This window comes from Glaciimonas sp. GG7 (assembly GCF_052976905.1).
In genome coordinates, this window is sequence record NZ_JBRIIQ010000003.1 from 66,492 (window position 1) to 87,615 (window position 21,124).

The window sequence follows — 21,124 nt, forward strand, 5'->3', positions numbered from 1 at the left end:
CAAGTGAGTGGTGACAGTCTGACATCAACGATCTGTCAAAGTTGCGGCTCTATCCGCACAACACCGGCAAAATGCCATCCAACCCGACAAAATTCAAGGCGAGACTGGCTTCTACTCTGACCACCGGTTTGGCGCGGAAAGCGACCGAAAGACCGGCGATGCGCATCATTTTCAGGTCATTAGCACCGTCACCCATGACGATAGCCTGCATCGGTGTAATGCCTAGTTCGACACACACGCGCTCAACTGTGCGCTGTTTTTCTTCCGCATTGACGATGTCGCCGATGACGTTGCCGGTGAGTTTGCCGTCGATGATTTCTAAACGATTGGCGTGGGTATAGTCGAGTCCCAGACGTGTCTTGATGCGGTCGGTGAAAAAAGTAAATCCACCGGAAACCAACAGCGTTTTGATCCCGGCTGCCTGGATGGCTGCCAGCATTTTTTCTGCGCCCGGCGAGAGTTGCAGCCGCTCGTCGTACACCCGTTGCAGTGCCGATGCATCCAAGCCTTTTAACAAGGCCACGCGGCGAAGCAGACTTTCGTTAAAGTCGAGTTCGCCGCGCATGGCGGCCTCAGTGATGGCGGAGACTTGCGGTTTGAGTCCGTGCATGTCGGCGATTTCGTCTATGCATTCGATGGTGATCAGGGTGGAGTCCATATCCATCGCCAGCAGCTTGAAATCGGATAATTTACACGTCGATGGTACAAATGCGTAATCAAGGTTTGCCGCCTGGCAAGCAGTATCAATCTGCGTTTTTAATGCATCCGAATATACGACATCTTCGCAGCGCCATGCTGTCGGCGAGGTGGCGACCATGTGGTGCGGCGCGGCTAACGCGGCGATGGCATTGGCGGCCAGATTGTCTTGGCTAAGGCTTTGCAGGATGAGTTGCATGGGGTCGTCTATAGAGTGTGTTGAGAAGGTATTAAGTGGTTAGCCGACCAGTGCCCGGATGGTTGCCTTGACTTGATTCACGCGCGTCGTCAGATCGGGCATGTTGGCAGTAATGCGCAATTTGTCCTGTCCATTGAGTTTGATATGACGATTTTTTTGAATTAACTCGATGATGCGCATGGCGTCGATAGGCGGATTTGGGGCGAATTGAAGCAGTGCCGCTTCCGAATGGGCGTCGATTTTAATGATCCCAACCGGCTTCGCTGTTACTCGCAGACGATGGGTTTCGATCAGCGCTTTGGCGGGGTCGGGTAATTTGCCGAAACGATCGATCAGTTCTTCCTGAAGATCATTAATTTTTTCCTGCGCATTGCAGTTCGCCAGCCGCTTGTAAAGCGACAAGCGCTCGTGGACATCGCCGCAATAATCGCTCGGCAGCAAGGCCGGTACGTGCAGATTAATTTCTGTCATGGTCGAGAGCGGTGCCGCCAGATCGGGCTCCTTGCCATTTTTGAGTGAGCGTACTGCTTCGTTGAGCATGTCTGAATACAGCTGAAAGCCGATCTCGTGCATTTCGCCAGATTGATTGTCGCCCAACACTTCGCCTGCGCCGCGGATTTCCAGATCGTGCATCGCCAGATAAAAACCACTACCGAGTTCTTCCATTTGCTGAATCGCATCCAGACGGCGTTGCGCAAGCTTGGTCAGCCCTTGCACGTCATGCACCAGCAAGTACGCATAGGCTTGATGATGCGAGCGGCCCACGCGACCGCGTAGCTGATGCAATTGCGCCAGACCGAATTTGTCGGCGCGATGCATGATGATGGTGTTGGCGGTGGGGACGTCGATCCCGGTTTCGATAATGGTGGTGCAGAGCAAAATGTTGAAGCGCTGGGCAACGAAATCGCGCATGACTTTTTCCAGATCGCGCTCGTGCATTTGGCCGTGGGCGATGGCGATCCTTGCTTCCGGCAATAATTCCGCCAGCATCGCTCTGCGGTTTTCGATGGTGTCGACTTCATTATGCAAAAAGTAGACCTGACCGCCACGTTTAAGCTCACGTAAGCAGGCTTCACGAATGGTCGAATCGTCCTCGCTGCGGACAAACGTTTTGATCGCCAGACGTTTTTGCGGCGCTGTTGCGATGATGGAGAAATCGCGCAGACCTTCAAGCGCCATGCCGAGCGTGCGTGGAATCGGGGTTGCCGTCAGGGTCAGAACATCGACTTCGGCACGCAGCGACTTGAGCGCTTCTTTTTGACGCACGCCAAAACGATGCTCTTCATCAATGATGACTAAACCGAGTCGCGCAAATTTGACGTCGTCGGACAGCAGTTTGTGCGTGCCAATGATGATATCGATCGTGCCGTCGGCCATGCCCTTCATTGCCAGCGTGATTTCTTTGCCGGAGCGGAAGCGCGAGAGTTCGGTAATTTTTACCGGCCAGTCGGCAAAGCGATCGGCAAAAGTCTGCGCGTGTTGTTCGGCCAGCAGCGTGGTCGGGGCCAGGATCGCGACTTGTTTGCCGCCCATCACGGCGACAAACGTGGCGCGCAAGGCGACTTCGGTTTTGCCGAAACCCACGTCACCGCAAATTAAGCGATCCATTGGTTTGCCGCTGGTCATGTCGCCGATGACGGCGTTGATGGCGGCGGCTTGATCGACGGTTTCTTCAAAACCGAAGCTGTCAGCAAAAGTGGCGTAATCGTGGGCCGAGTATTCAAATGTATGGCCTTTGCGCAAAGCACGGCGCGCATACAAATTGAGTAATTCGGCAGCGGTGTCGCGGACTTGCTGGGCTGCTTTACGTTTGGCTTTTTCCCATTGGCCCGAGCCCAGCGCGTGCAGGGGTGCATCTTCGGGCGACGCACCGGAGTAGCGTGAAATGACGTGTAGTTGCGATACCGGGACGTAGAGTTTTGTTTCTTTGGCGTATTCCAGATGTAAGAATTCAGTATCGCCTTCGCCCAGATCCATGCTGGTCAGGCCCATGTAGCGGCCGATACCGTGGTGGATATGGACTACCGGATCGCCGATCTTGAGCTCGGATAGATCGCGTACCATCGACTCGACCTGGGTTGCGCCTTCTTGTTTTTTCTTGCCGATACGGCGGCCTGAACCGGCGTAAAGCTCGGTTTCGGTAATGAAGGCGATCTCATGCAGACCGTTGAGCTCGAACCCCGCATGCAAGGGGGCTACGCCTAGCATCAGTTGCGCTGATGAGGTAACGAAGTCGGCGTAGCTTTCAGAGAGTTGCAGCGGCAGATTGTATTCGTTGAAATACTGCTGCAGGGTTTCACGCCGACCGTTGGATTCGGCGCAGATCAGAACCCGGCGCTTGCTTTGCAGCAAGTACGCACGCAGATTGGTGAGGGGGTCGTCGATGCGGCGATTGACGGCGATATTCGGTATCGGTGCCGATAACGCAGAGGCGCTGTCGTCGTTTTGAATAATCCAGCGTCCGTGCGGTTTGGCGAGGGTAAAGAATTCTTCGCTGCTCAGAAAAATGGTTTCCGGGGCCAGCAATGGCCGGTCTCTGTCGGATTTTAAAAACTTGTAGCGCGATTGCGTATCGGTCCAGAAGCGCTGAATCGCGCCGTCGATGTCGCCCAAGAGGGCGAAAGTTGTTGTGGGTGGCAGGTATTCGAACAGTGTCGCTGTGCCGTCAAAAAACAGCGGCAAATAATATTCGATACCCGCTGAGGCGATGCCGTTGCCTATGTCTTTGTAAATGGCTGAGCGCGACGGATCGCCTTCGAATTCTTCGCGCCAGCGATTGCGAAAGGCCTTACGGGCCGCTTCGTCCATGGGGAATTCGCGCCCGGGAAGCAGGCGGATTTCTTTGACCGGATATAAAGAACGCTGGGTATCGGCGTCAAAGGTACGGATGGTTTCGATGGTGTCGCCAAACAGATCGATCCGGTACGGCAGCACTGAGCCCATCGGAAAAATATCGATCAGACCGCCGCGCACGGAGTACTCGCCGGGCGAGATCACTTGCGTGACGTGGCTGTAACCAGCCAAGGTTAATTGCGATTTCAGCCGCGCTTCATCGAGCGTTTCGCCTTGTTTAAAAAAGAAGGTGTAGGCGGCCAGAAACGAGGGCGGGGCCATCCGCACCAAGGCGGTGGTTGCCGGGACGATTAAAACGTCGCAATGGCCGTTCTGGATTTCGTACAGGGTAGCGAGCCGCTCAGAGACCAGATCCTGATGCGGGGAGAAGGCATCGTAGGGGAGTGTTTCCCAGTCCGGGAGCAGGTGGCAGCGCAGATGTGCGCTTTTGTTCGCGCTTTTGGCCTCGGTTTCATTTTGCTGTTGCCCGGCAAACCAAGGGATTTCTGATAGCAAACGTTGCGCGTCGGTGGCGTTAGCCACGACGATGGTTAACATTTGTTGCTGGCTTTTTAACGCGATTCCGGCATGGGCTAACGCGTAGGCATCGGCCGAGCCGTATAAATTTGGTAGCGTAAAACGTGCGCCCGGCTTGGGGAGGGATTTCTCTAGATCGAAGTGCATCGGGCTGTGGGTTTTGATGTGAGAACCTATTCAAGAGCTGATTATGCGGTGGCGATCGAAGCGCTTGTGCTGTTCAATATCCTCGCCTGTAAGGGCACGTTTCAGCGCTGCTCTTGATCCTGCCAATGACAATATCAGTTTTAACGAAGACTGAGAATAGTGATGTTGGATAGGGGATAAAGCGTCTGAGGAAAGACAAAAAAGCCACAATTGACGAGCGTTGACAGTTAAAATTCAGAGCAGCATTATAAACCACGGACCAATTGTCGATTCGTCAGTCTTCTGGTTTGGGTTCTGGTTCTGGTTCTGGTTATGACAGATTGACAGCCTCATCGACTATTTTTTAAGTCCGATTTCCTTCTTCCCCTGTTTTTTTCAATAGTGCACCGCATGAACTTCTCACGTAACTTCGCTTTGATCCCTGCTGCCGGTATCGGCGCACGCATGGAAACCGGTTTTCCTAAGCAATATTTGCCGCTTGCCGGCAAGCCTATGCTGCTACGCGTACTTGATACTTTTGCCGCGTGTGCTGCGATTACCCATACTTTCGTGGTTGTTAGCCCGGAAGATGGCTATATCGCAGACCTGATGGCCGCGGCTCCCCATCTGAAAGATCGCGTGACGCTGTTGTTTAATGGCGGTGAGAGTCGGCATCTATCCGTATTGAATGGCCTCAACGCGATTCGAGATGTGGTCGCTGATGATGATTGGGTGCTGGTGCACGATGCAGCGCGACCGGGTTTGACGGTGGCATTGATTGCGCATTTGATTACAGCGCTACGCGATGATGACGTCGGTGGTTTGCTGGCGTTGCCAGTGGTTGATACGCTTAAACGCAGTGATGATGCCGGTCTGACTAAGCGTGTTCTGCAGACGGTCTCACGTACAGCATTATGGGCGGCGCAAACGCCGCAAATGTTTCGATATGGTTTGTTGCAGCGTGCTTTGGTGCATGCACTGGAAACGGCGCAGGACATCACGGACGATGCCAGCGCAGTCGAGATGCTCGGCTTTCAGCCCAAACTGGTAGAAGGAAATCCGTGTAATTTTAAGGTGACGTTGCCGCAAGACGTTGCATTGGCAGAGATGTTTTTGAGGGAGAAAGTATGAGTTTTCAAACAGGATTTCGCATTGGTCAGGGCTATGATTGCCACGCCTTGGTCGTTGGTCGGCCATTAATTATTGGCGGCGTGACGATTCCGCATAGCACCGGGTTAATGGGACATTCGGATGCGGATGTGTTGCTGCATGCCATTATCGATGCCTTGTTCGGTGCAGCCGGGCTGGGTGATATTGGTCGCCATTTTCCTGATACGGACGCGCAGTTTGCTGGTGCGGATTCGCGCAAATTACTGCGTGAGACGGTGCGGCGGATTAGCGTTTCAGGTTTTGGGATTGGCAATATTGACTGCACCATCATCGCGCAGGCACCAAAAATGGCGCCGCATATTCCGCTCATGGTGGCGCACATTGCGGACGATTGCGGCCTCGCCGTAGGTCAAGTCAATGTGAAAGCAAAAACCAATGAAAAACTCGGCTATTTGGGAAGAGAAGAGGGCATTGCTGCTGAGGCGATTGCTCTGTTGTTTCGTCTGGAAAGATCGATATAAAGATCGTGTTTACGCCTGATGGTGTTTGCCGGTGCTGCGTATTAATGAGAACGTCATTTGTACCGACAAACCACCGCCGCTGCGGTTATATAGATGCAGTTTTCCATTGTGGTGTTTGACGACACGGTTGACGATTGCTAATCCTAATCCTGATCCATTGGCTTGTCCGCGTGCGGTATCGAGGCGCGTAAATGGCCTGATCAAGCGTTCTATCTCGCTCTCTGGTACGCCGGGGCCGTGATCCGAAATATCGATCAACACTTTGTCATGCTGCAGCATGGTGGTGGTGATGTCGATTGTGGCGATGTCGGTCCCGTCTGCTTTACCATATTTTCGGGCATTTTCAACGAGATTGGTGAAGACGCGCCATAGTTCGGTTTCATTTCCTGCCATGTGCAGATTTTCGGCCACTCTTGCGCTGATGTTGACGTCTGTATAGCGTGCAGCATTTTGTTCAACATCATGCAGAAAGCTAGTCAGATTGATGTTGGTAAAACTACTGGTATCGGTGGGCTTGGCGTAATTCAGAAACTGACCAATGATGCCGTCCATCTGGGCCAGGTCCGATTGCATGCCGCTACGCGCTTCGTCCGATAAGTGCGCCATTTCTACCTCCAGTAGCATGCGCGAAATGGGGGTGCGTAAATCATGGGAAATGCCTGCAAGAATAATTGCACGGTCAGCATCGACCCGTTGCAGGTCGTCCACCATCTGATTAAAACTATGATTGGCCTCTTTGATTTCAGTTGGACCGGTTTCCGGTAATCGCTCCGGCCGCTCACCTTTGGCGACTGCGCGTGTTGCTGCGGTGAGGCGCGCTAGCGGTTGATTGATCAATGTCGAGACAAACATGGCCCCCAATAGCGATAACAGCATGGCTGCGGTGGCCCATTGAAACCATTGAAATCCGGAGCTGCGCTCAACCCGATCGCGGTCTAGCATCAGCCAGTATTCATCCTCATCGATGGTGAAGCTGACCCAGAAGCCGCCGATGTCGTTGACGCTGGATGAAAATCTGGTTTCAATTCCCATACGGGCACGTACTTCCGCTTCGAGTTCCGGGATCACGGCGCTATCTGGCGGCGGGGCAATTTTATCGTCATCTTCGAGCGGATAAATGCGGATGCCTTCATTGCTGGCGAGGTCAAACAGCAATTCGCGTCGTAAGTCTGGTGCGGAGTGGGTGAGCGCGGCGCGAGTAATGGTGACGATTGAAATGATTTGTGCAGCTAATTGCTGCGCACGGGGGCCGCGCTCAATAATACGGAAACTGGCCACCCACACCACCATGCTGACGGTGATGAGGAAAGCCATTAAGAAAAACGTGCGCCACAGCAACCCGCTTTTCAGCCACGCCAAGCGGTGTTGTGCGGTCATATCAGCGCGGTTGACCTTCTGGAATAAAGACGTAGCCCAGACCCCATACAGTTTGGATATACAGGGGATTAGCCGGATCGGGTTCGATTAATTTACGCAATCTGGATATTTGGACATCGAGACTGCGATCAAAGACTTCGTACTCACGCCCGCGTGCCAATTCCATTAATTTTTCACGCGATAGCGGTTGGCGCGAATGACGGGCAAACACCTTGAGGACTGAGAATTCACCCGTCGTCAATGGTACGGACTCACCATTTTTCTTCAGTGAGCGCGTTCCAAGGTCGAGCACAAATTCGCCAAACTCAAATGATTGCGGCGTCTCCGATGGGGCGCCAGGCAACTCGTCAGGACCTTTGCGTCGCAATACCGCACCGATGCGGGCTACTAGTTCGCGTGGATTAAATGGTTTAGGCAAATAATCATCGGCACCCATTTCGAGGCCGATAATGCGATCTACATCTTCGCCTTTTGCAGTCAACATGATGATCGGAGTCTGGTCGCCAGCACCACGCAGTCGACGACAAATAGCAAGGCCGTCTTCGCCCGGCAGCATGAGATCGAGCACCAATAAATCATAGCGTTCGCGTATCCACAGCTTGTTCATGGCTTGTGCATTTTCAGCAGTGACAACCTGGAAGCCTTGCTCGGTCAGGTAGCGACGCAATAAATCTCTCAGACGGATGTCATCGTCCACGACAAGAATTTTGTATTGGTGCGCGTTAGCGGTTTGAGTTGGTGTATTGGGAGTATTCATCATCGTATGGTAACGTCAGAATGAAGATCAAAAATATACTGGATGCGCATGGATTACAAAGTGTTACAAACTTTACTAAATACCTCTTATGACAAGAAGTGAGGGCGCTTACACTTGGGCTGTAACGGATAAATCTTAACCGTTATCTTGCATACATAAAAGAAAACATTATGAATACGATGTTCCGGAAAATGAGTCTTTGCGTGTTGCTCCTGGCGATAGCTGGAGGCGTTACTGCACGCTCGGATCGTCAGCGTGATGACCAGCCACCAGAGCGCACTTCACAACGGTATGAAGCGCAACGCGACAACAGTCGTAATCAACAATCGCAAAATGAGCGCGCTAATAAGGAAGCTGCTCAGAATGCGCCTCGTGCGCGTTTGTCGCCGGATGAGCGGCGCGCCTTACGTCAGCAAATAAATGAGGTTGGGCGGGATCTTTATCCGCCTCGGCGTTGATAAGTGTACTTCCAGCGAGGCGCTTGATTCGGGTAATATAATTAACGTTTGGCAACCGTAGATGGCATGCAGATGAAGTCAATGATGAAAGTCATTGGCCTTTTTTATTACTATTGATGAGCTCGGTCATCGGAAGTTGTAAACCAGAAAGGGGTTGCAAGATTCCTCTTGCAACCCCTACATTTTCTGGTGCGGCTGGCAGGAATCGAACCCACGACCCCTTGGTTCGTAGCCAAGTACTCTATCCAGCTGAGCTACAGCCGCGAAAGATCGACATTGTATATGGGTATTGTGGAAATAGGGAAAAATCTTATAGAAAAAAATATGATTTCTTAATTTATATTTTTCATAATTGTTTTCTCACAATATGTTTCTTTTTTTAGCAGTGAATAGGTGCTTAATGTTTTTATTTATCGGGCTGTAAATCGGGCTGTAAACAAGGAAAGGGTTGCAAGATTTCTCTTGCAACCCTTTTTTGTCTTCTGGTGCGGCTGGCAGGAATCGAACCCACGACCCCTTGGTTCGTAGCCAAGTACTCTATCCAGCTGAGCTACAGCCGCGAAAGACAAAATTATAGCCGAGCCCCGTCAAATTTGAAAGAGATAAATTGCGTGCGTATCATGATTTGTAAATAAAAGAAGATTTTGTATTTTTTAGAGCAGCAAGTAGAGAAACAATCCCCAGCGCTTAATGTTTGAGTAGTTTGAATAGGTCTCGGATGTTCGTTTAAGAGTTATTCAACGCCAATATAGAGAGCGTCTTTAGACGAGCAAAATTGCCGGGCAAATTTTTCGACACGTAATCCAACAATATCATCACAGTGATACAATCAAACAATAATCATTATCATTTACTGCTCTAGAAAGGGCCTACATAATGGGTGTGAAATCTATGAAATTTTCAATATTGACCACGGTGTTGGTTGCTGGCTTTGCTAGTAGTGCCTACGCTGCAGAATATCCGATTGGCAAACCGCAAATATTTAATGGTATGGAAGTAGGTGCAGTTTACTTGCAGCCTACCAAGATGGAGCCTGAGGGCATGATGCGTAAGGCAGAAGATTCGGACATGCATGTCGAGGCAGATATTCGTGCAGTAAAAAATAATCCAAATGGTTTTGCCGAAGGTGACTGGATGCCTAATCTGGTGATTTCATATGAGTTCACTAAAGCCGGTTCCAGGCAAGTGATTAAAGGCGACATGATGCCTATGGTGGCTAGCGATGGCCCTCACTACGGAGATAACGTCAAGTTGTCCGGTCCAGGTAAATACACGTTGAAAATGAAGATTTCACCACCTTCGGCAAATGAGCACGCACACTTCGGTCGTCATGTTGATAAAGAAACCGGTGTTGCTCCATGGTTCAAACCTTTTGAGGTCAGTAACGATTTCGTTTTTGCCGGTGTCGGTAAAAAGGGCGGCTATTAATTTGCTGGCTTGTTGTCAGCAACGCGTGCGAATATGTGTCTGTTTGGCAACTTCAACCAAGCGTTTTTGATCAGGAGTATTGTCGATGTTTGTGAAAAAAAAGCGTGTATTGCTTACCTTGAGTTTATTGCTCGCTGCAGGAGCGTCCTTCGGGGCAGATCTGCCGACCTTCAAGTTGGAGATGAAAGATGGCGTTTTAAATCCAGCCCGGATTGAAGTGCCAGCAGGCAAGAAAATCAAAATTGAAATACACAACACCGGTAAGTCTGCAGTCGAGTTTGAGAGTGTGCAATTGCGTAAGGAAAAAGTACTTGCACCAGGTGCAGATTCATTTGTAGTGATTGCACCGCTGTCGCCGGGCGAGTACAAATTTTTCGATGATTTTCATGCGAATGCGCAGGGTGTGATCGTCGCCAAATAGTTCGATATTAATTAGTAAGTCCTATTAGTTACTAATAAACCAGACCCGGACTCCCAGGTCTGGTTTCGATTTTTTAGCGTCAAAAGTAAACAATGCATTGCTGATGTGGACTCGCTAGATTCAGTAGAGTGTTCTGCACTGATAACGTAATAACGGAGAAATAAAGATGGGTCAGGTTTTGTTCATCGTTTGGCGTGAAAGCGTCGAGGCTTTGTTGGTCGTTGGCATATTGCACGCCTGGCTAAAGAATGGTGGCGTCGATGCGCGTCGTGGTTTGCCCTACCTATGGGCAGGTGTCGGCATAGGTGTAGTTACGGCTATCGGTCTGGGTGCTGCACTGATGAGCTTTAGCGAAATTCTTTCTGGCGATGCGCAGGATTATTTTCAAATTACGATGGTGTTGCTGGCGGCAATTCTGATTGTGCAAATGGTGTTTTGGATGCGCAAGCATGGGCGCACGCTTAAGCGAGAAATGGAAACCTCGCTAAAAGATAATTTGAAGACGGCTAATTGGTGGGGCGTGACGGCGCTGGCGGCATTGGCGATTGCACGCGAAGGTAGCGAGACGGTGATTTTTCTATACGGTCTTGGCGTCGGTCAGCATGATAGTCAGGGGATGATGGTGTTGGCGGCATTGCTCGGTTTTGGATTGGCATTGCTGACGTTCTATCTGCTGCAGTTAGGTGGAAAAATTTTCTCCTGGCGTCGTTTTTTTCAGGTGACAGAAATCATTTTACTGTTCCTGGCGGCAGGGCTTTTATTGATGGGTGTTGAGCGTTTGATGTCACTCGATGTTATCCCTACGCTGATCGATCCAATTTGGGACAGCTCAGGTTTGCTAGATGATAGTGGCACATTCGGTAATTTGGTCGGGACCTTAACTGGCTATCGTGCACATCCCGCACTGATGAGTCTATTGGTCTATGTTGCGTATTGGGTGGTGGTACTGCTGTTTCTGAAACGGGCCACGCCAAAAAAACCATCACAGACTCAACTGGCTACCTAAATTCATGAGTACGTGTACTACTTCAATTGCATCTTCAACGTCGCCGACCCGTTTGTCGCGGGTCGGCGAGTGGATGCGCCTTCATGCGGGTTTGATTCGTGGCATTCAATGGGGCGTGGTCCTCATCTATGCGCTGCTGATTCTGGTTCCGATTTTTTTGCCCCTGCCCGATGAAACAGCCCATATTTGGTCTAATCTCACCTTGATTGCGCAATTCGCATTCTGGGGAGTTTGGTGGCCTTTCGTCTTAATTAGCATGGTCTTGATGGGACGCGTCTGGTGCGGCGTATTGTGTCCGGAAGGTGCATTGACAGAGTTTGCCAGTCGGCATGGCAAGTCTATGCCGATTCCACGCTGGATGCGTTGGGGAGGGTGGCCGTTCGTAGCCTTTGCGCTCACTACGGTGTATGGGCAGATGGTCAGTGTGTATCAATATCCCAAGGCCGTTTTGCTAGTCTTGGGCGGGTCCACCATCGGCGCGATTATCGTGGGTTATCTATACGGACGAGAGAAGCGCGTCTGGTGCAAGTATCTTTGCCCTGTCAATGGCGTATTCGGTTTGTTGGCAAAATTGGCACCGTTTCATTACAAGGTAAATGAACAGGCTTGGCGCTCTTCATATAACACGCATGGCAAAAAAACGATTGCCATCAATTGCGCACCGCTCGTGCCATTGCGGGCAATGACGGGCGCAGCCGATTGTCATATGTGCGGACGTTGCAGCAACCATCGGGAGGCGATCACATTAACCTGGCGTCCGCCGACACTGGAAATTGTCAATCTGGGCGCGAAACAAAACAGCCTGTGGGAAAGTGCATTAGCCCTATATGGCCTGATGGGGATTGCAATTGGTGCGTTCCACTGGTCGGCAAGTCCCTGGTTCGTTGTCATCAAGCAAGCGATTGCAACATGGCTCATTGAGCGCGACATCATGTGGCCATTTGCCACTAACGCGCCTTGGTGGATATTTACCAATTATCCGGCGCAAAGTGATGTGTTTAGTTGGCTCGACGGTAGTCTGGTAGTTGCCTATATTTTAGTTACCGGAGTGGTGATGGGGTCTGCGTTGTCGGTGCTATTTGCTCTCAGTACGCGGTTATTGGGTAACTGGGATCTGAGTCGTTTCAATCACTTGGTGCAATCGACGATTCCTTTGGCCGCTTGTGGCGTTTTTGTCGGCTTATCCGCGACCACCGTGAGCTTGCTGCGAGGCGAGCATCTTCCTGTCTTTTGGGCCAACGATCTTCGTGCGGTTTTATTGGTGGCGACTACTTTATGGAGTTGCTGGTTGGCATGGCGTGTTACCGGTCAATATGCTTCGGCACCTTTGCGACGCTTGCTTGGTATGGCTCCGGTAATAGGGGCCTTGGCGCTGGTTAATTTTGCCTGGTTGTTGATGTTTTGGTTGTGGTGATGACATTTGAAGTTTTTTGAATTAATGCGCAATGGCACCTCCGGGGTGCCATTGTTATTTTTGACGTCGAGTTAACATATTCCTCAAAAGCATCGGGCAGCCTGCCGGACTGAGGGGATTGGGGCGTAGAATATGTCCTTATAACATATAGCGTGGCTTTGATTATTCGATTAATCGATCGCCTTCATGGTCATGCGTCAGATTTAGGATGGTCTGTTGCCAAGCTGCAGGCGCAAGTCTCTTAACCGTTTTAATCACCTTTTGCCTATTCGCCACCATGGTCCGTCCCCGGTTTTTACCAGATAACTTTACTCTCCTGCTCGTCACCACAGTACTTATTGCGAGTCTTTTACCCTGCAAGGGAGAAGTCGCTAAAGCATTTAATGTAATCACAACGATTTCAATTGGTCTGCTGTTCTTTCTTCACGGGGCCAAATTATCCCGTGAAGCGGTGATTGAGGGGGCGATGCATTGGCGTTTGCACATCACCGTATTGGCGTTTAGTTTTATTTTATTTCCGGTGTTGGGTCTGGTTTTTAAACCGATCTTTTTACCATTGGTGACCCCGGATCTTTATTTGGGTATTTTGTTTTTGTGTACTTTGCCATCCACAGTCCAATCATCGATTGCATTCACCTCGGTGGCGCGTGGAAACGTCCCTGCTGCGGTATGTAGCGCCTCAGCCTCTAATCTGATCGGAATCTTCCTCACGCCGGTATTGGTCGGCTTGATTGTTGTATCTCACGGACAAAGTCATGGTTCGTTTGGCTCAATAATGAATATCGTGCTGCAATTATTGCTGCCGTTTGTTGCCGGTCAAATTGCGCGGCGCTGGATCGGTGTCTGGGTCGATAGCCATAAACCGGTGTTGAAGTTTGTAGATCAAGGATCGATTTTGCTAGTGGTATATACCGCATTTAGCGAGGCGGTTGTGCAGGGGCTGTGGGGGCAATTACCACCTATTTCTCTGATTGGCTTGCTGGTGATCCTGATGGTTCTGCTTTTTTCTATGCTGGGGATCGCAACGTTTCTCAGCCGTCGTTTTGGCTTCAATAAAGAAGATGAAATCACGATTGTCTTTTGCGGCTCGAAGAAAAGTTTGGCGAGTGGTGTGCCGATGGCGAACGTGTTATTCACCAGTCACACTGTGGGAATGATCGTGCTGCCGCTGATGCTGTTTCATCAAATTCAATTGATGGTCTGTGCGGTGCTTGCCAAACGTTATGCCGAGCGTCCGCGTAAACTGGCTGCACCAATTATTCCGCAAAGCGATTCGTCACCGGTTTGATGAGGCGTTTCGGATGCGACTGGATTTGATAAGGGAGGATGAAGAGCAAACAAGCTGCTTTTTTTCCTCCCTTGTGCGATATGCTTAAATCAAGGTGCAGGATTCGGTTGGCGTGCGTGTATCGCGTCAATTTCTTGCAGAATGTCATCACTCAAGGTGACGTTGATACTGTCGAGATTGCTTTGCAATTGCGCAAGCGTAGTTGCTCCCACGATGTTGCTAGTGACGAACCCGCGGCTATTGACAAAAGCCAGCGCCATTTGTGCGGGATCCAAACCATGTTTTTTTGCCAGCGCAACATAATCGCCAATGACACGTTCAACTTGCGGATTGGTATATCGGCTAAAACGTTGAAACAGGGTCAAGCGACCATCCGCAGGCTGGGCACCATTCAGATATTTACCGGACAGTACGCCAAAAGCCAGAGGGGAATACGCCAGCAAACCAATCCGCTCCCGATAAGAAAATTCAGAGTGGCCAATTTCAAACGTCCGATTCAGTAAGCTGTAAGGATTTTGAATCGTCACGATACGTGGCAGGTCGAATTTTTCTGTGGCGCGTATGAATTGCGCGACTCCCCACGGGGTCTCATTTGAGATGCCGATGTGACGGACTTTTCCTGCCTTGATGAAGTCTGCCAGTATCGTCAATGTTTCTTCGATAGGAACGGTATCTTCGTCCGGGATATGGGCGTAATTCATGCTGCCAAAGCAATTCACACTCCGGTCTGGCCAATGTAATTGATACAGATCGACGTAATCAGTCTGCAATCGTTCCAGGCTACCGTTGAGTGCTTCGGTCAACCCTTTGCGATCAAAATTGTTAATTCCACCGCGAATATGGCGTGGGTTATGTGGTTTGCGGGCCGGGCCGGTCGCTTTGGTTGCAATTAACACTTGATCTCGTTTGCCGGATTTTTTTAGCCAGCTACCGAGATATTGCTCAGTTGAACCTTGTGTTTCCGGACGTGGTGGCACGGGATACATTTCGGCAACGTCGATTAAGTTGACGCCATGGGCTAGCGCCATATCGAGTTGAGCATGGGCCTCGGCTTCAGTGTTTTGTTCACCCCATGTCATCGTGCCAAGTGTGATCTGGCTGACTTTAAGATTGCTATGTCCAAGCTCGCGATATTGCATTATGTGTCCTTTTTGCCATGTATTGCGCTAGAAATAGCGCTGCCAACGCATTGTTGTGATCGTTCTCAATTGCGGTAATCCAGAACGTGTAATGGGGGTGGTGCGGGCGCAAAGTATAGCTGTATTCAGCAATGACTGTAGAGCCTCGCATGGTATCGGAAGTGCTCATTTTTGCGCTGTTTGCGGGGCCTGCTGATCGGCATCTGGCACGCTGGTTAGTCGATCGACTTTAAACAATTCAGGAAATAATCGTATCCACAGCGCGACCACGACAATCGTGCCGATGCCGCCAATCAAGACTGCTGGTACCGGACCAAACCAGGATGCGGTGATACCTGACTCAAACTCACCCAATTGGTTGGATGTCCCGACAAAGACAGAGTTGACCGCACTGACCCGACCACGCATGGCATCGGGCGTTTCGAGTTGCACAAAGGTTGATCGAACGACAACGCTAATCATGTCGGATGCGCCCAATACCACTAAAGCAACCAGAGAAAGCACCATTGAGCGTGATAACGCAAACATTATCGTCGCCATCCCGAAGATAGCGACGGCGATAAACATACTGCGGCCAACGCGCTTGGTGAGTGGCCGACGCGTGAGATAAAGGGCGACAGACAATGCGCCGAGTGCTGGCGCGGAACGAAGCAGGCCCAAGCCAAGCGGGCCGGTTGCGAGTATGTCGTGTACAAAAATAGGAAGTAAAGCAGTTGCCCCACCTAATAGCACCGCGAATAAATCCAGTGAAATGGCCCCCAAAACAGCGGGGCGACTTTTAATGAAGGCGATGCCGGCAAATAGCGATGTCAATGTGGCCGGCTCACGTTTTGGCAATACGGTTTCAATCTTAATCAGCTTGACCAGTACGCTTGCAATAATGAAAGACGCGCTACTAATGGCATACACAACGCTGGGTCCCAATGCATAAATAAATCCACCGAGCGCCGGTCCGATAATGATGGCAGTCTGGGTTGCTGAGGCTGACCAGGCGACCGCGCGAGGGAGTAATCGTGCCGGCACCAAGCCTGGTACCAATGCCTGCATCGTCGGCGCTTCAAAAGCGCGCGTGGCGCCGATAATGAAGACAATGATAAAAATTGCCTCTTTATTGAGCCATCCCTGAATGCTGCCAATGGCGAGAGCTGCAGCGGCTAATCCTTCGATGAATAAACAAATATGGGCGATCTGACGACGATCGTAACGGTCAGCTACGTGCCCAACTACCAATGCTAAAAATAGTGCCGGTAAAAACTGTACCAATCCCACGATGCCGAGATCGAAAGCACTCCCAGTCATTTGATAAACCTGCCAACCAACGGCGACGATTTGCATTTGATTGGCGACGGTTGAGGCAACGCGTGCACCCCAAAATAATGAAAAAGGTCGATGGCGCAGAACGGAATCAGAGTCGGATGCAGATTGTGTATCGGTAGTAGCGGACATTGGTGAATGGTGGGCAGAGGCAGGGTGGAAAAGTAGAGGGTATTGCTCCAGCATCGAGCACAGTTAGAAAAACAGCCGCTATTGCTGCGACTATTTTGCATTAAATGTTGTTGTTTATATGCTGATTTGGCATATTATTTTATTTGGCATTGCCGCATCAATCAAACTAGCAGTCCGATCAGGCTGATGATGTCGTCGCTGATCAATGCTTTAAACCTCGGATTATCCCAAGCGGTGACGATCCGTTTTATGTTTGACCTTAATGCTGGGTACCGAGCGAGAAAAGATATGAATGACGGAATCAATATGTATCCGCATGGCGCGGCGTGCGGCCACAGCGTTGCGTGCTTGCAGTGCGTCTAAGATGGCGTGATGTTCTGCCTCTGATCGATTCGGCATATCTTCCGACGTATACCGCGTTTGCAAGCCTTGAAACATCATGCCGTACTTGCGTCCAAGCAGATGGCTGATCAGCATCAGATAAGCCGGATTGCCGCTGGCCTCGGCGATGCGAATATGAAACAGGCGGTCTCCAGGGTGGGTGCGTGAACCGTGCTTGTTGTCATCGACGTTGCGTGCATAGGCGTCACAGATATAGGCCAATTGTTCGTCTGAGGCGTTCACCGCTGCCAGCGCGGCAGCTTCCGGCTCCACCAAACGTCGCGCCTGCAGCAACAGGAATGGCGGAATTTCGTCATCGAGTTCCCGGCTAATTTCCAGATCCAGTTCTGGGTCAAGCTCCCAAACACTACGATGCGCCGCTTCTTGCAAGGTCGACGTCAGGTCACCAAATACAAGCTCGGTCTCTGGTCTCTCGCTGCGCTCTAAGACCGTTACGCCATTCCCCACCCGCACACGCACGATGCCCAGTACTTCTAGTGCGATTAAGGCTTCTCGCACAGAGGTGCGGCTGACGCCGAATTGTTTGGCCAGCTCCCGTTCCGGAGGGAGGTTGTCGCCAGGGCCGTATTCTCCGCGGTCTATCATGGCGCGCAGTTGATCGGCGATTTGTTGGTATAAGCGGCGGTTGTGTATGGTTTGAATGGGCATGGCGGCAATATTGTTGTGTGTTAAGAATATATTTACTTGTTGCAAAGCTAAAACTTCACCCCTATTATTGGTCTGGCCAATGGACCTTTGGGACAGTATGCGTGAAGCGCTGGTAATTTAAAAGAAAAGACAACGTATTTGGAAAACGTTGCATGAGGCGGCAAAAAACGCAGATGTTTTTTAGCCGGGCGACGTGATTTCTACAAGGACACCGCTGGCTGACGGTTTGGGAGAGTAGTGCCAACGCACCATCCCGGCTTGAATCAAAGAACTTACATAGAAAGTAGAAGCACGATGACCACAATTAAAGCGATGCGCGTAGTAGATGTGCGGTTCCCAACCTCGCAAATGCTCGATGGTTCAGACGCGATGAATCCGGATCCTGATTATTCTGCTGCCTATGTAATTTTGGAAACCGATGCACCGGGCTTAGAAGGCCATGGCCTGACCTTCACGATAGGTCGAGGCAATGAAGTCTGTTGCGCTGCGATTGAAGCGATGGCGCATTTGGTAGTGGGACTGAAGTTGGAATGGATTAGTGAAAATATGGGGCGCTTCTGGCGCTATATCACCTCTGACAGTCAGTTACGCTGGATCGGTCCGGACAAAGGTGCGATTCACCTGGCCACTGGCGCAGTCGTCAACGCGGTCTGGGATTTGTGGGCCAAGGCCGAAGGAAAACCGTTGTGGAAACTCGTAGCGGATATGTCCCCGGAAGAGTTGGTCCGCACGATCGACTTCCGCTATTTGACCGATTGCATCACGTCTGAAGAAGCGCTGGCTTTATTACGTGCGCAAGTGCCCGGTAAGGCGGAGCGGATACGCTTGTTAGAGCAGGAAGGTTATCCGTGCTACACCACATCGGCGGGTTGGTTGGGCTATCCGGATGAGAAGTTGCGCAAACTCTGCCAAGAGGCGATTGATGCGGGTTTCAATCACCTTAAACTGAAAGTTGGCCGTGACCTGATCGACGATATTCGCCGAGTGACTATCGCCCGCGAAGTTATCGGGCCAGAGCGCCATCTGATGATAGACGCCAATCAGGTATGGGAAGTCGATCAGGCCATAGCGTGGGTCAATCAGTTAGCGTTTGCCAAACCGTGGTTTATTGAAGAACCGACCAGTCCGGATGATGTAGAAGGTCACCGAACAATTGGTGAGGGTATTGGTGCTGTGAAAGTCGCCACCGGAGAAATGTGTCAAAACCGGATCGTTTTCAAGCAATTCATTATGCGTGGTGCGATTGATGTGGTGCAGGTTGATGCCTGTCGCCTTGGCGGCGTGAATGAAATTCTGGCGGTGATGTTGATGGCCTCGAAATACAAATTACCGGTATGCCCACACGCTGGCGGCGTTGGTTTGTGCGAATATGTACAGCATTTGTCGATGATCGATTATCTCTGTATTGCCGGCACGAAAGAAGGGCGCGTCACCGAATATGTCGATCATTTGCATGAACATTTCGTCGATCCATGCATCATCAAAAACGCTGCGTATATGCCACCGACGGCACCAGGGTTTTCGATTACGATGAAACCGGAATCACTCGAAGAGTATCGTTTTCGCGGTCAATAAGAACACCGCTCGCGGACGCCCGCGTATGACCCGGATATTTGATCAGGGCGACTTGGTTGGGACTTACGCAAAATTGTTCCAGCAAGGCAGACTGACGAAGACAGTACTTTAGTACGGCTAGGATGGTTAACGCCGCTGGGGCGATTTTGCGTAAGTCCTATTTTTAAGTACTCACACGAGAGTAACTATGCAGCAATCCGTCATTTCTTTGAAAAATGTGACCAAGCGTTTTCCAGGTGTGCTTGCGTTGGATAACTGTCAGTTCGATTTGCTGCCCGGCGAAGTACATGCTTTGATGGGAGAAAATGGTGCCGGTAAATCGACTCTGATGAAGGTGCTATCAGGTGTTTACCAAAAGGATGACGGCGAAATCTTCTTAGATGGACGCGTGGTCGATATTGCCAGTCCACGTGCTGCGCAAGCTCTTGGTATCGGTATCATTCATCAAGAGCTTAATTTGATGAGCCACCTGAGCGCCGCTCAAAATATTTTCATTGGTCGTGAACCACGCGGGCGCTTCGGGCTGTTTCTTGACGAAGATACGTTGAACCAGCAGGCCAGGGTGATCTTCGAGCGCATGCGACTGGATTTGGACCCGCGCACGCTGGTGAGTGAGCTCACGGTGGCCAAGCAGCAGATGGTGGAAATCGCCAAGGCTTTATCGTTCGATTCGCGCGTACTCATCATGGATGAACCCACGGCGGCGCTCAACAATATCGAAATCGAGGATCTGTTTCGCATCATCCGGCAACTGCAATCACAAGGTGTCGGCATCGTCTACATTTCACACAAAATGGACGAGCTGCGGAAGATTTCAGATCGCGTCACTGTGATGCGCGATGGTCAATATGTGGCCACCGTGCCGACCGCTACGACTTCTATGGATACGATCATCGCGATGATGGTCGGGCGTCAGTTGGATAACACCGCACACGAGATTGCGGACACTACACGCAACGATATTGTGTTGGAGGTCAAGGGATTGCAGCGCGGTGCGGCGATCAAGGATGTGAATTTTACGTTACGCAAAGGCGAAATTTTGGGCTTTGCAGGCTTGATGGGCGCGGGTCGGACTGAAGTCGCGCGGGCGATTTTTGGGGCAGATCCGATTCATGCCGGAGAAATCCACATCCACGGTGTGAAGGTGTCGATCAAGTCGCCCAAGGATGCAGTGACGCATGGAATCGGCTATCTGTCTGAAGATCGCAAGCACTTTGGTTTGGCGACAGGGCTCGATGTTGAGACCAACATCGTCATGTCGAGCATGAATAAATTTCTGTCGCGCGGTCTGTTTCTGAATCAGGCTGCGATCCGTGAAACTGCTGAAGGCTACGTCAAACAACTGCGTATCAAAACGCCGTCCGTGCGCCAGCCGGTGCGGCTGCTGTCGGGCGGCAATCAGCAAAAGATCGTGATTGCCAAATGGCTGCTGCAAGACTGCGATGTTTTGATTTTTGATGAACCCACGCGTGGCATTGATATTGGTGCCAAAAGCGAGATCTACAAACTGCTCAATACATTGGCCGAACAAGGCAAGGCCATCATCATGATTTCATCGGAGCTGCCCGAAATACTGCGTATGAGTCATCGCATTCTTGTCATGTGCGAAGGTCGTATCACCGGTGAACTTTTGGCGCATGAAGCATCACAAGAAAAGATCATGCAATTAGCCACGCAACGTGAAGTTGTGAACGCAGTTACCCAATCTAATAACTAAGTAATAATTAAGAGGATGATGATGGAA

17 protein-coding genes and 2 tRNA genes are annotated in these 21,124 nt (G+C 50.8%); 10 read left to right on the forward strand and 9 right to left on the reverse strand.

The features are described 5' to 3' along the window. Positions 1 to 49: 49 nt before the first annotated feature. Together serB and mfd are read right to left on the reverse strand one after the other, a co-directional pair. Positions 50 to 895 carry a phosphoserine phosphatase SerB gene (serB, locus tag ACVBEF_RS02045; protein WP_447122275.1) on the reverse strand — a complete coding sequence of 282 codons (846 nt, stop codon included), beginning with the start codon at positions 893 to 895 and terminating at the stop codon, positions 50 to 52. 39 nt (positions 896 to 934) lie between these two features. Then, entirely contained in the window at positions 935 to 4,411 is a 3,477-nt protein-coding gene (gene mfd, locus ACVBEF_RS02050) for a transcription-repair coupling factor (RefSeq protein WP_447122276.1), read from the reverse strand. Between the two features lie 390 nt (positions 4,412 to 4,801). On the opposite strand from mfd, the gene ispD reads away from it, so the two are divergent. Next, the gene (gene ispD / locus ACVBEF_RS02055; protein ID WP_447122277.1) at positions 4,802 to 5,521 is read left to right on the forward strand and encodes a 2-C-methyl-D-erythritol 4-phosphate cytidylyltransferase; all 720 of its coding nucleotides are present in this window, start codon (positions 4,802 to 4,804) and stop codon (positions 5,519 to 5,521) included. After that, on the forward strand, positions 5,518 to 6,021 hold the full coding sequence (gene ispF / locus ACVBEF_RS02060) for a 2-C-methyl-D-erythritol 2,4-cyclodiphosphate synthase (RefSeq protein WP_447122278.1): 504 nt from the start codon (positions 5,518 to 5,520) through the stop codon (positions 6,019 to 6,021). Before ispD ends, ispF begins: the two co-directional genes overlap by 4 nt. A gap of 9 nt (positions 6,022 to 6,030) precedes the next feature. On the opposite strand, the gene ACVBEF_RS02065 is transcribed toward ispF, so the two are convergent. Both ACVBEF_RS02065 and ompR read right to left on the reverse strand, forming a co-directional pair. After that, entirely contained in the window at positions 6,031 to 7,398 is a 1,368-nt protein-coding gene (locus ACVBEF_RS02065; RefSeq protein WP_447122279.1) for an ATP-binding protein, read from the reverse strand. 1 nt (position 7,399) lies between these two features. Continuing rightward, positions 7,400 to 8,155: an osmolarity response regulator transcription factor OmpR gene (gene ompR / locus ACVBEF_RS02070; RefSeq protein WP_447122280.1), complete on the reverse strand. Its 756-nt coding sequence runs from the start codon at positions 8,153 to 8,155 to the stop codon at positions 7,400 to 7,402. Between the two features lie 170 nt (positions 8,156 to 8,325). On the opposite strand from ompR, the gene ACVBEF_RS02075 reads away from it, so the two are divergent. Beyond that, a complete protein-coding gene (locus tag ACVBEF_RS02075; RefSeq protein ID WP_447122281.1) occupies positions 8,326 to 8,613 on the forward strand; it encodes a hypothetical protein in 288 nt (95 codons plus the stop codon). 187 nt (positions 8,614 to 8,800) lie between these two features. Here ACVBEF_RS02075 and ACVBEF_RS02080 read toward each other — a convergent pair. Together ACVBEF_RS02080 and ACVBEF_RS02085 are read right to left on the reverse strand one after the other, a co-directional pair. Continuing rightward, positions 8,801 to 8,877: transfer RNA gene (locus tag ACVBEF_RS02080), tRNA-Arg, on the reverse strand. Between the two features lie 219 nt (positions 8,878 to 9,096). After that, a tRNA-Arg gene (locus tag ACVBEF_RS02085) sits at positions 9,097 to 9,173 on the reverse strand. Between the two features lie 316 nt (positions 9,174 to 9,489). Here ACVBEF_RS02085 and ACVBEF_RS02090 point away from each other — a divergent pair. The 5 genes from ACVBEF_RS02090 (at position 9,490) to ACVBEF_RS02110 (ending at position 14,170) form a co-directional block, all read left to right on the forward strand. Further along, on the forward strand, positions 9,490 to 10,041 hold the full coding sequence (locus tag ACVBEF_RS02090) for an iron transporter (protein WP_447122282.1): 552 nt from the start codon (positions 9,490 to 9,492) through the stop codon (positions 10,039 to 10,041). A gap of 85 nt (positions 10,042 to 10,126) precedes the next feature. Beyond that, positions 10,127 to 10,462: a cupredoxin domain-containing protein gene (locus ACVBEF_RS02095; protein WP_447122283.1), complete on the forward strand. Its 336-nt coding sequence runs from the start codon at positions 10,127 to 10,129 to the stop codon at positions 10,460 to 10,462. A 166-nt stretch (positions 10,463 to 10,628) separates the two neighbouring features. Continuing rightward, on the forward strand, positions 10,629 to 11,468 hold the full coding sequence (locus tag ACVBEF_RS02100; protein WP_447122284.1) for an FTR1 family iron permease: 840 nt from the start codon (positions 10,629 to 10,631) through the stop codon (positions 11,466 to 11,468). 73 nt (positions 11,469 to 11,541) lie between these two features. After that, on the forward strand, positions 11,542 to 12,882 hold the full coding sequence (locus ACVBEF_RS02105) for a 4Fe-4S binding protein (protein WP_447122305.1): 1,341 nt from the start codon (positions 11,542 to 11,544) through the stop codon (positions 12,880 to 12,882). Positions 12,883 to 13,159: 277 nt separating this feature from the next. Further along, entirely contained in the window at positions 13,160 to 14,170 is a 1,011-nt protein-coding gene (locus tag ACVBEF_RS02110; RefSeq protein WP_447122285.1) for a bile acid:sodium symporter family protein, read from the forward strand. Between the two features lie 89 nt (positions 14,171 to 14,259). Here the strand turns inward: ACVBEF_RS02110 and ACVBEF_RS02115 are convergent, their stop codons facing one another. From ACVBEF_RS02115 to ACVBEF_RS02125, 3 genes are all read right to left on the reverse strand, one after another. Beyond that, positions 14,260 to 15,309, reverse strand: coding sequence for an NADP(H)-dependent aldo-keto reductase (locus tag ACVBEF_RS02115; protein WP_447122286.1), 1,050 nt, complete (start codon positions 15,307 to 15,309; stop codon positions 14,260 to 14,262). A 165-nt stretch (positions 15,310 to 15,474) separates the two neighbouring features. Then, entirely contained in the window at positions 15,475 to 16,755 is a 1,281-nt protein-coding gene (locus tag ACVBEF_RS02120; protein ID WP_447122287.1) for an MFS transporter, read from the reverse strand. A 222-nt stretch (positions 16,756 to 16,977) separates the two neighbouring features. After that, positions 16,978 to 17,805: a FadR/GntR family transcriptional regulator gene (locus ACVBEF_RS02125; RefSeq protein WP_447122288.1), complete on the reverse strand. Its 828-nt coding sequence runs from the start codon at positions 17,803 to 17,805 to the stop codon at positions 16,978 to 16,980. A gap of 294 nt (positions 17,806 to 18,099) precedes the next feature. On the opposite strand from ACVBEF_RS02125, the gene ACVBEF_RS02130 reads away from it, so the two are divergent. Next, the gene (locus ACVBEF_RS02130) at positions 18,100 to 19,380 is read left to right on the forward strand and encodes an L-fuconate dehydratase (RefSeq protein ID WP_447122289.1); all 1,281 of its coding nucleotides are present in this window, start codon (positions 18,100 to 18,102) and stop codon (positions 19,378 to 19,380) included. Positions 19,381 to 19,567: 187 nt separating this feature from the next. Continuing rightward, a complete protein-coding gene (locus ACVBEF_RS02135) occupies positions 19,568 to 21,097 on the forward strand; it encodes a sugar ABC transporter ATP-binding protein (RefSeq protein ID WP_447122290.1) in 1,530 nt (509 codons plus the stop codon). Positions 21,098 to 21,124: the final 27 nt, after the last annotated feature.

Coding starts and splice junctions, on each gene's coding strand:
- serB (WP_447122275.1), bottom strand. CDS start 895: ATGCAACTCATCCTGCAAAGCCTTAGCCAAGACAATCTGGCCGCCAAT.
- mfd (WP_447122276.1), bottom strand. CDS start 4,411: ATGCACTTCGATCTAGAGAAATCCCTCCCCAAGCCGGGCGCACGTTTT.
- ispD (WP_447122277.1), top strand. CDS start 4,802: ATGAACTTCTCACGTAACTTCGCTTTGATCCCTGCTGCCGGTATCGGC.
- ispF (WP_447122278.1), top strand. CDS start 5,518: ATGAGTTTTCAAACAGGATTTCGCATTGGTCAGGGCTATGATTGCCAC.
- ACVBEF_RS02065 (WP_447122279.1), bottom strand. CDS start 7,398: ATGACCGCACAACACCGCTTGGCGTGGCTGAAAAGCGGGTTGCTGTGG.
- ompR (WP_447122280.1), bottom strand. CDS start 8,155: ATGAATACTCCCAATACACCAACTCAAACCGCTAACGCGCACCAATAC.
- ACVBEF_RS02075 (WP_447122281.1), top strand. CDS start 8,326: ATGAATACGATGTTCCGGAAAATGAGTCTTTGCGTGTTGCTCCTGGCG.
- ACVBEF_RS02090 (WP_447122282.1), top strand. CDS start 9,490: ATGGGTGTGAAATCTATGAAATTTTCAATATTGACCACGGTGTTGGTT.
- ACVBEF_RS02095 (WP_447122283.1), top strand. CDS start 10,127: ATGTTTGTGAAAAAAAAGCGTGTATTGCTTACCTTGAGTTTATTGCTC.
- ACVBEF_RS02100 (WP_447122284.1), top strand. CDS start 10,629: ATGGGTCAGGTTTTGTTCATCGTTTGGCGTGAAAGCGTCGAGGCTTTG.
- ACVBEF_RS02105 (WP_447122305.1), top strand. CDS start 11,542: ATGCGCCTTCATGCGGGTTTGATTCGTGGCATTCAATGGGGCGTGGTC.
- ACVBEF_RS02110 (WP_447122285.1), top strand. CDS start 13,160: ATGGTCCGTCCCCGGTTTTTACCAGATAACTTTACTCTCCTGCTCGTC.
- ACVBEF_RS02115 (WP_447122286.1), bottom strand. CDS start 15,309: ATGCAATATCGCGAGCTTGGACATAGCAATCTTAAAGTCAGCCAGATC.
- ACVBEF_RS02120 (WP_447122287.1), bottom strand. CDS start 16,755: ATGTCCGCTACTACCGATACACAATCTGCATCCGACTCTGATTCCGTT.
- ACVBEF_RS02125 (WP_447122288.1), bottom strand. CDS start 17,805: ATGCCCATTCAAACCATACACAACCGCCGCTTATACCAACAAATCGCC.
- ACVBEF_RS02130 (WP_447122289.1), top strand. CDS start 18,100: ATGACCACAATTAAAGCGATGCGCGTAGTAGATGTGCGGTTCCCAACC.
- ACVBEF_RS02135 (WP_447122290.1), top strand. CDS start 19,568: ATGCAGCAATCCGTCATTTCTTTGAAAAATGTGACCAAGCGTTTTCCA.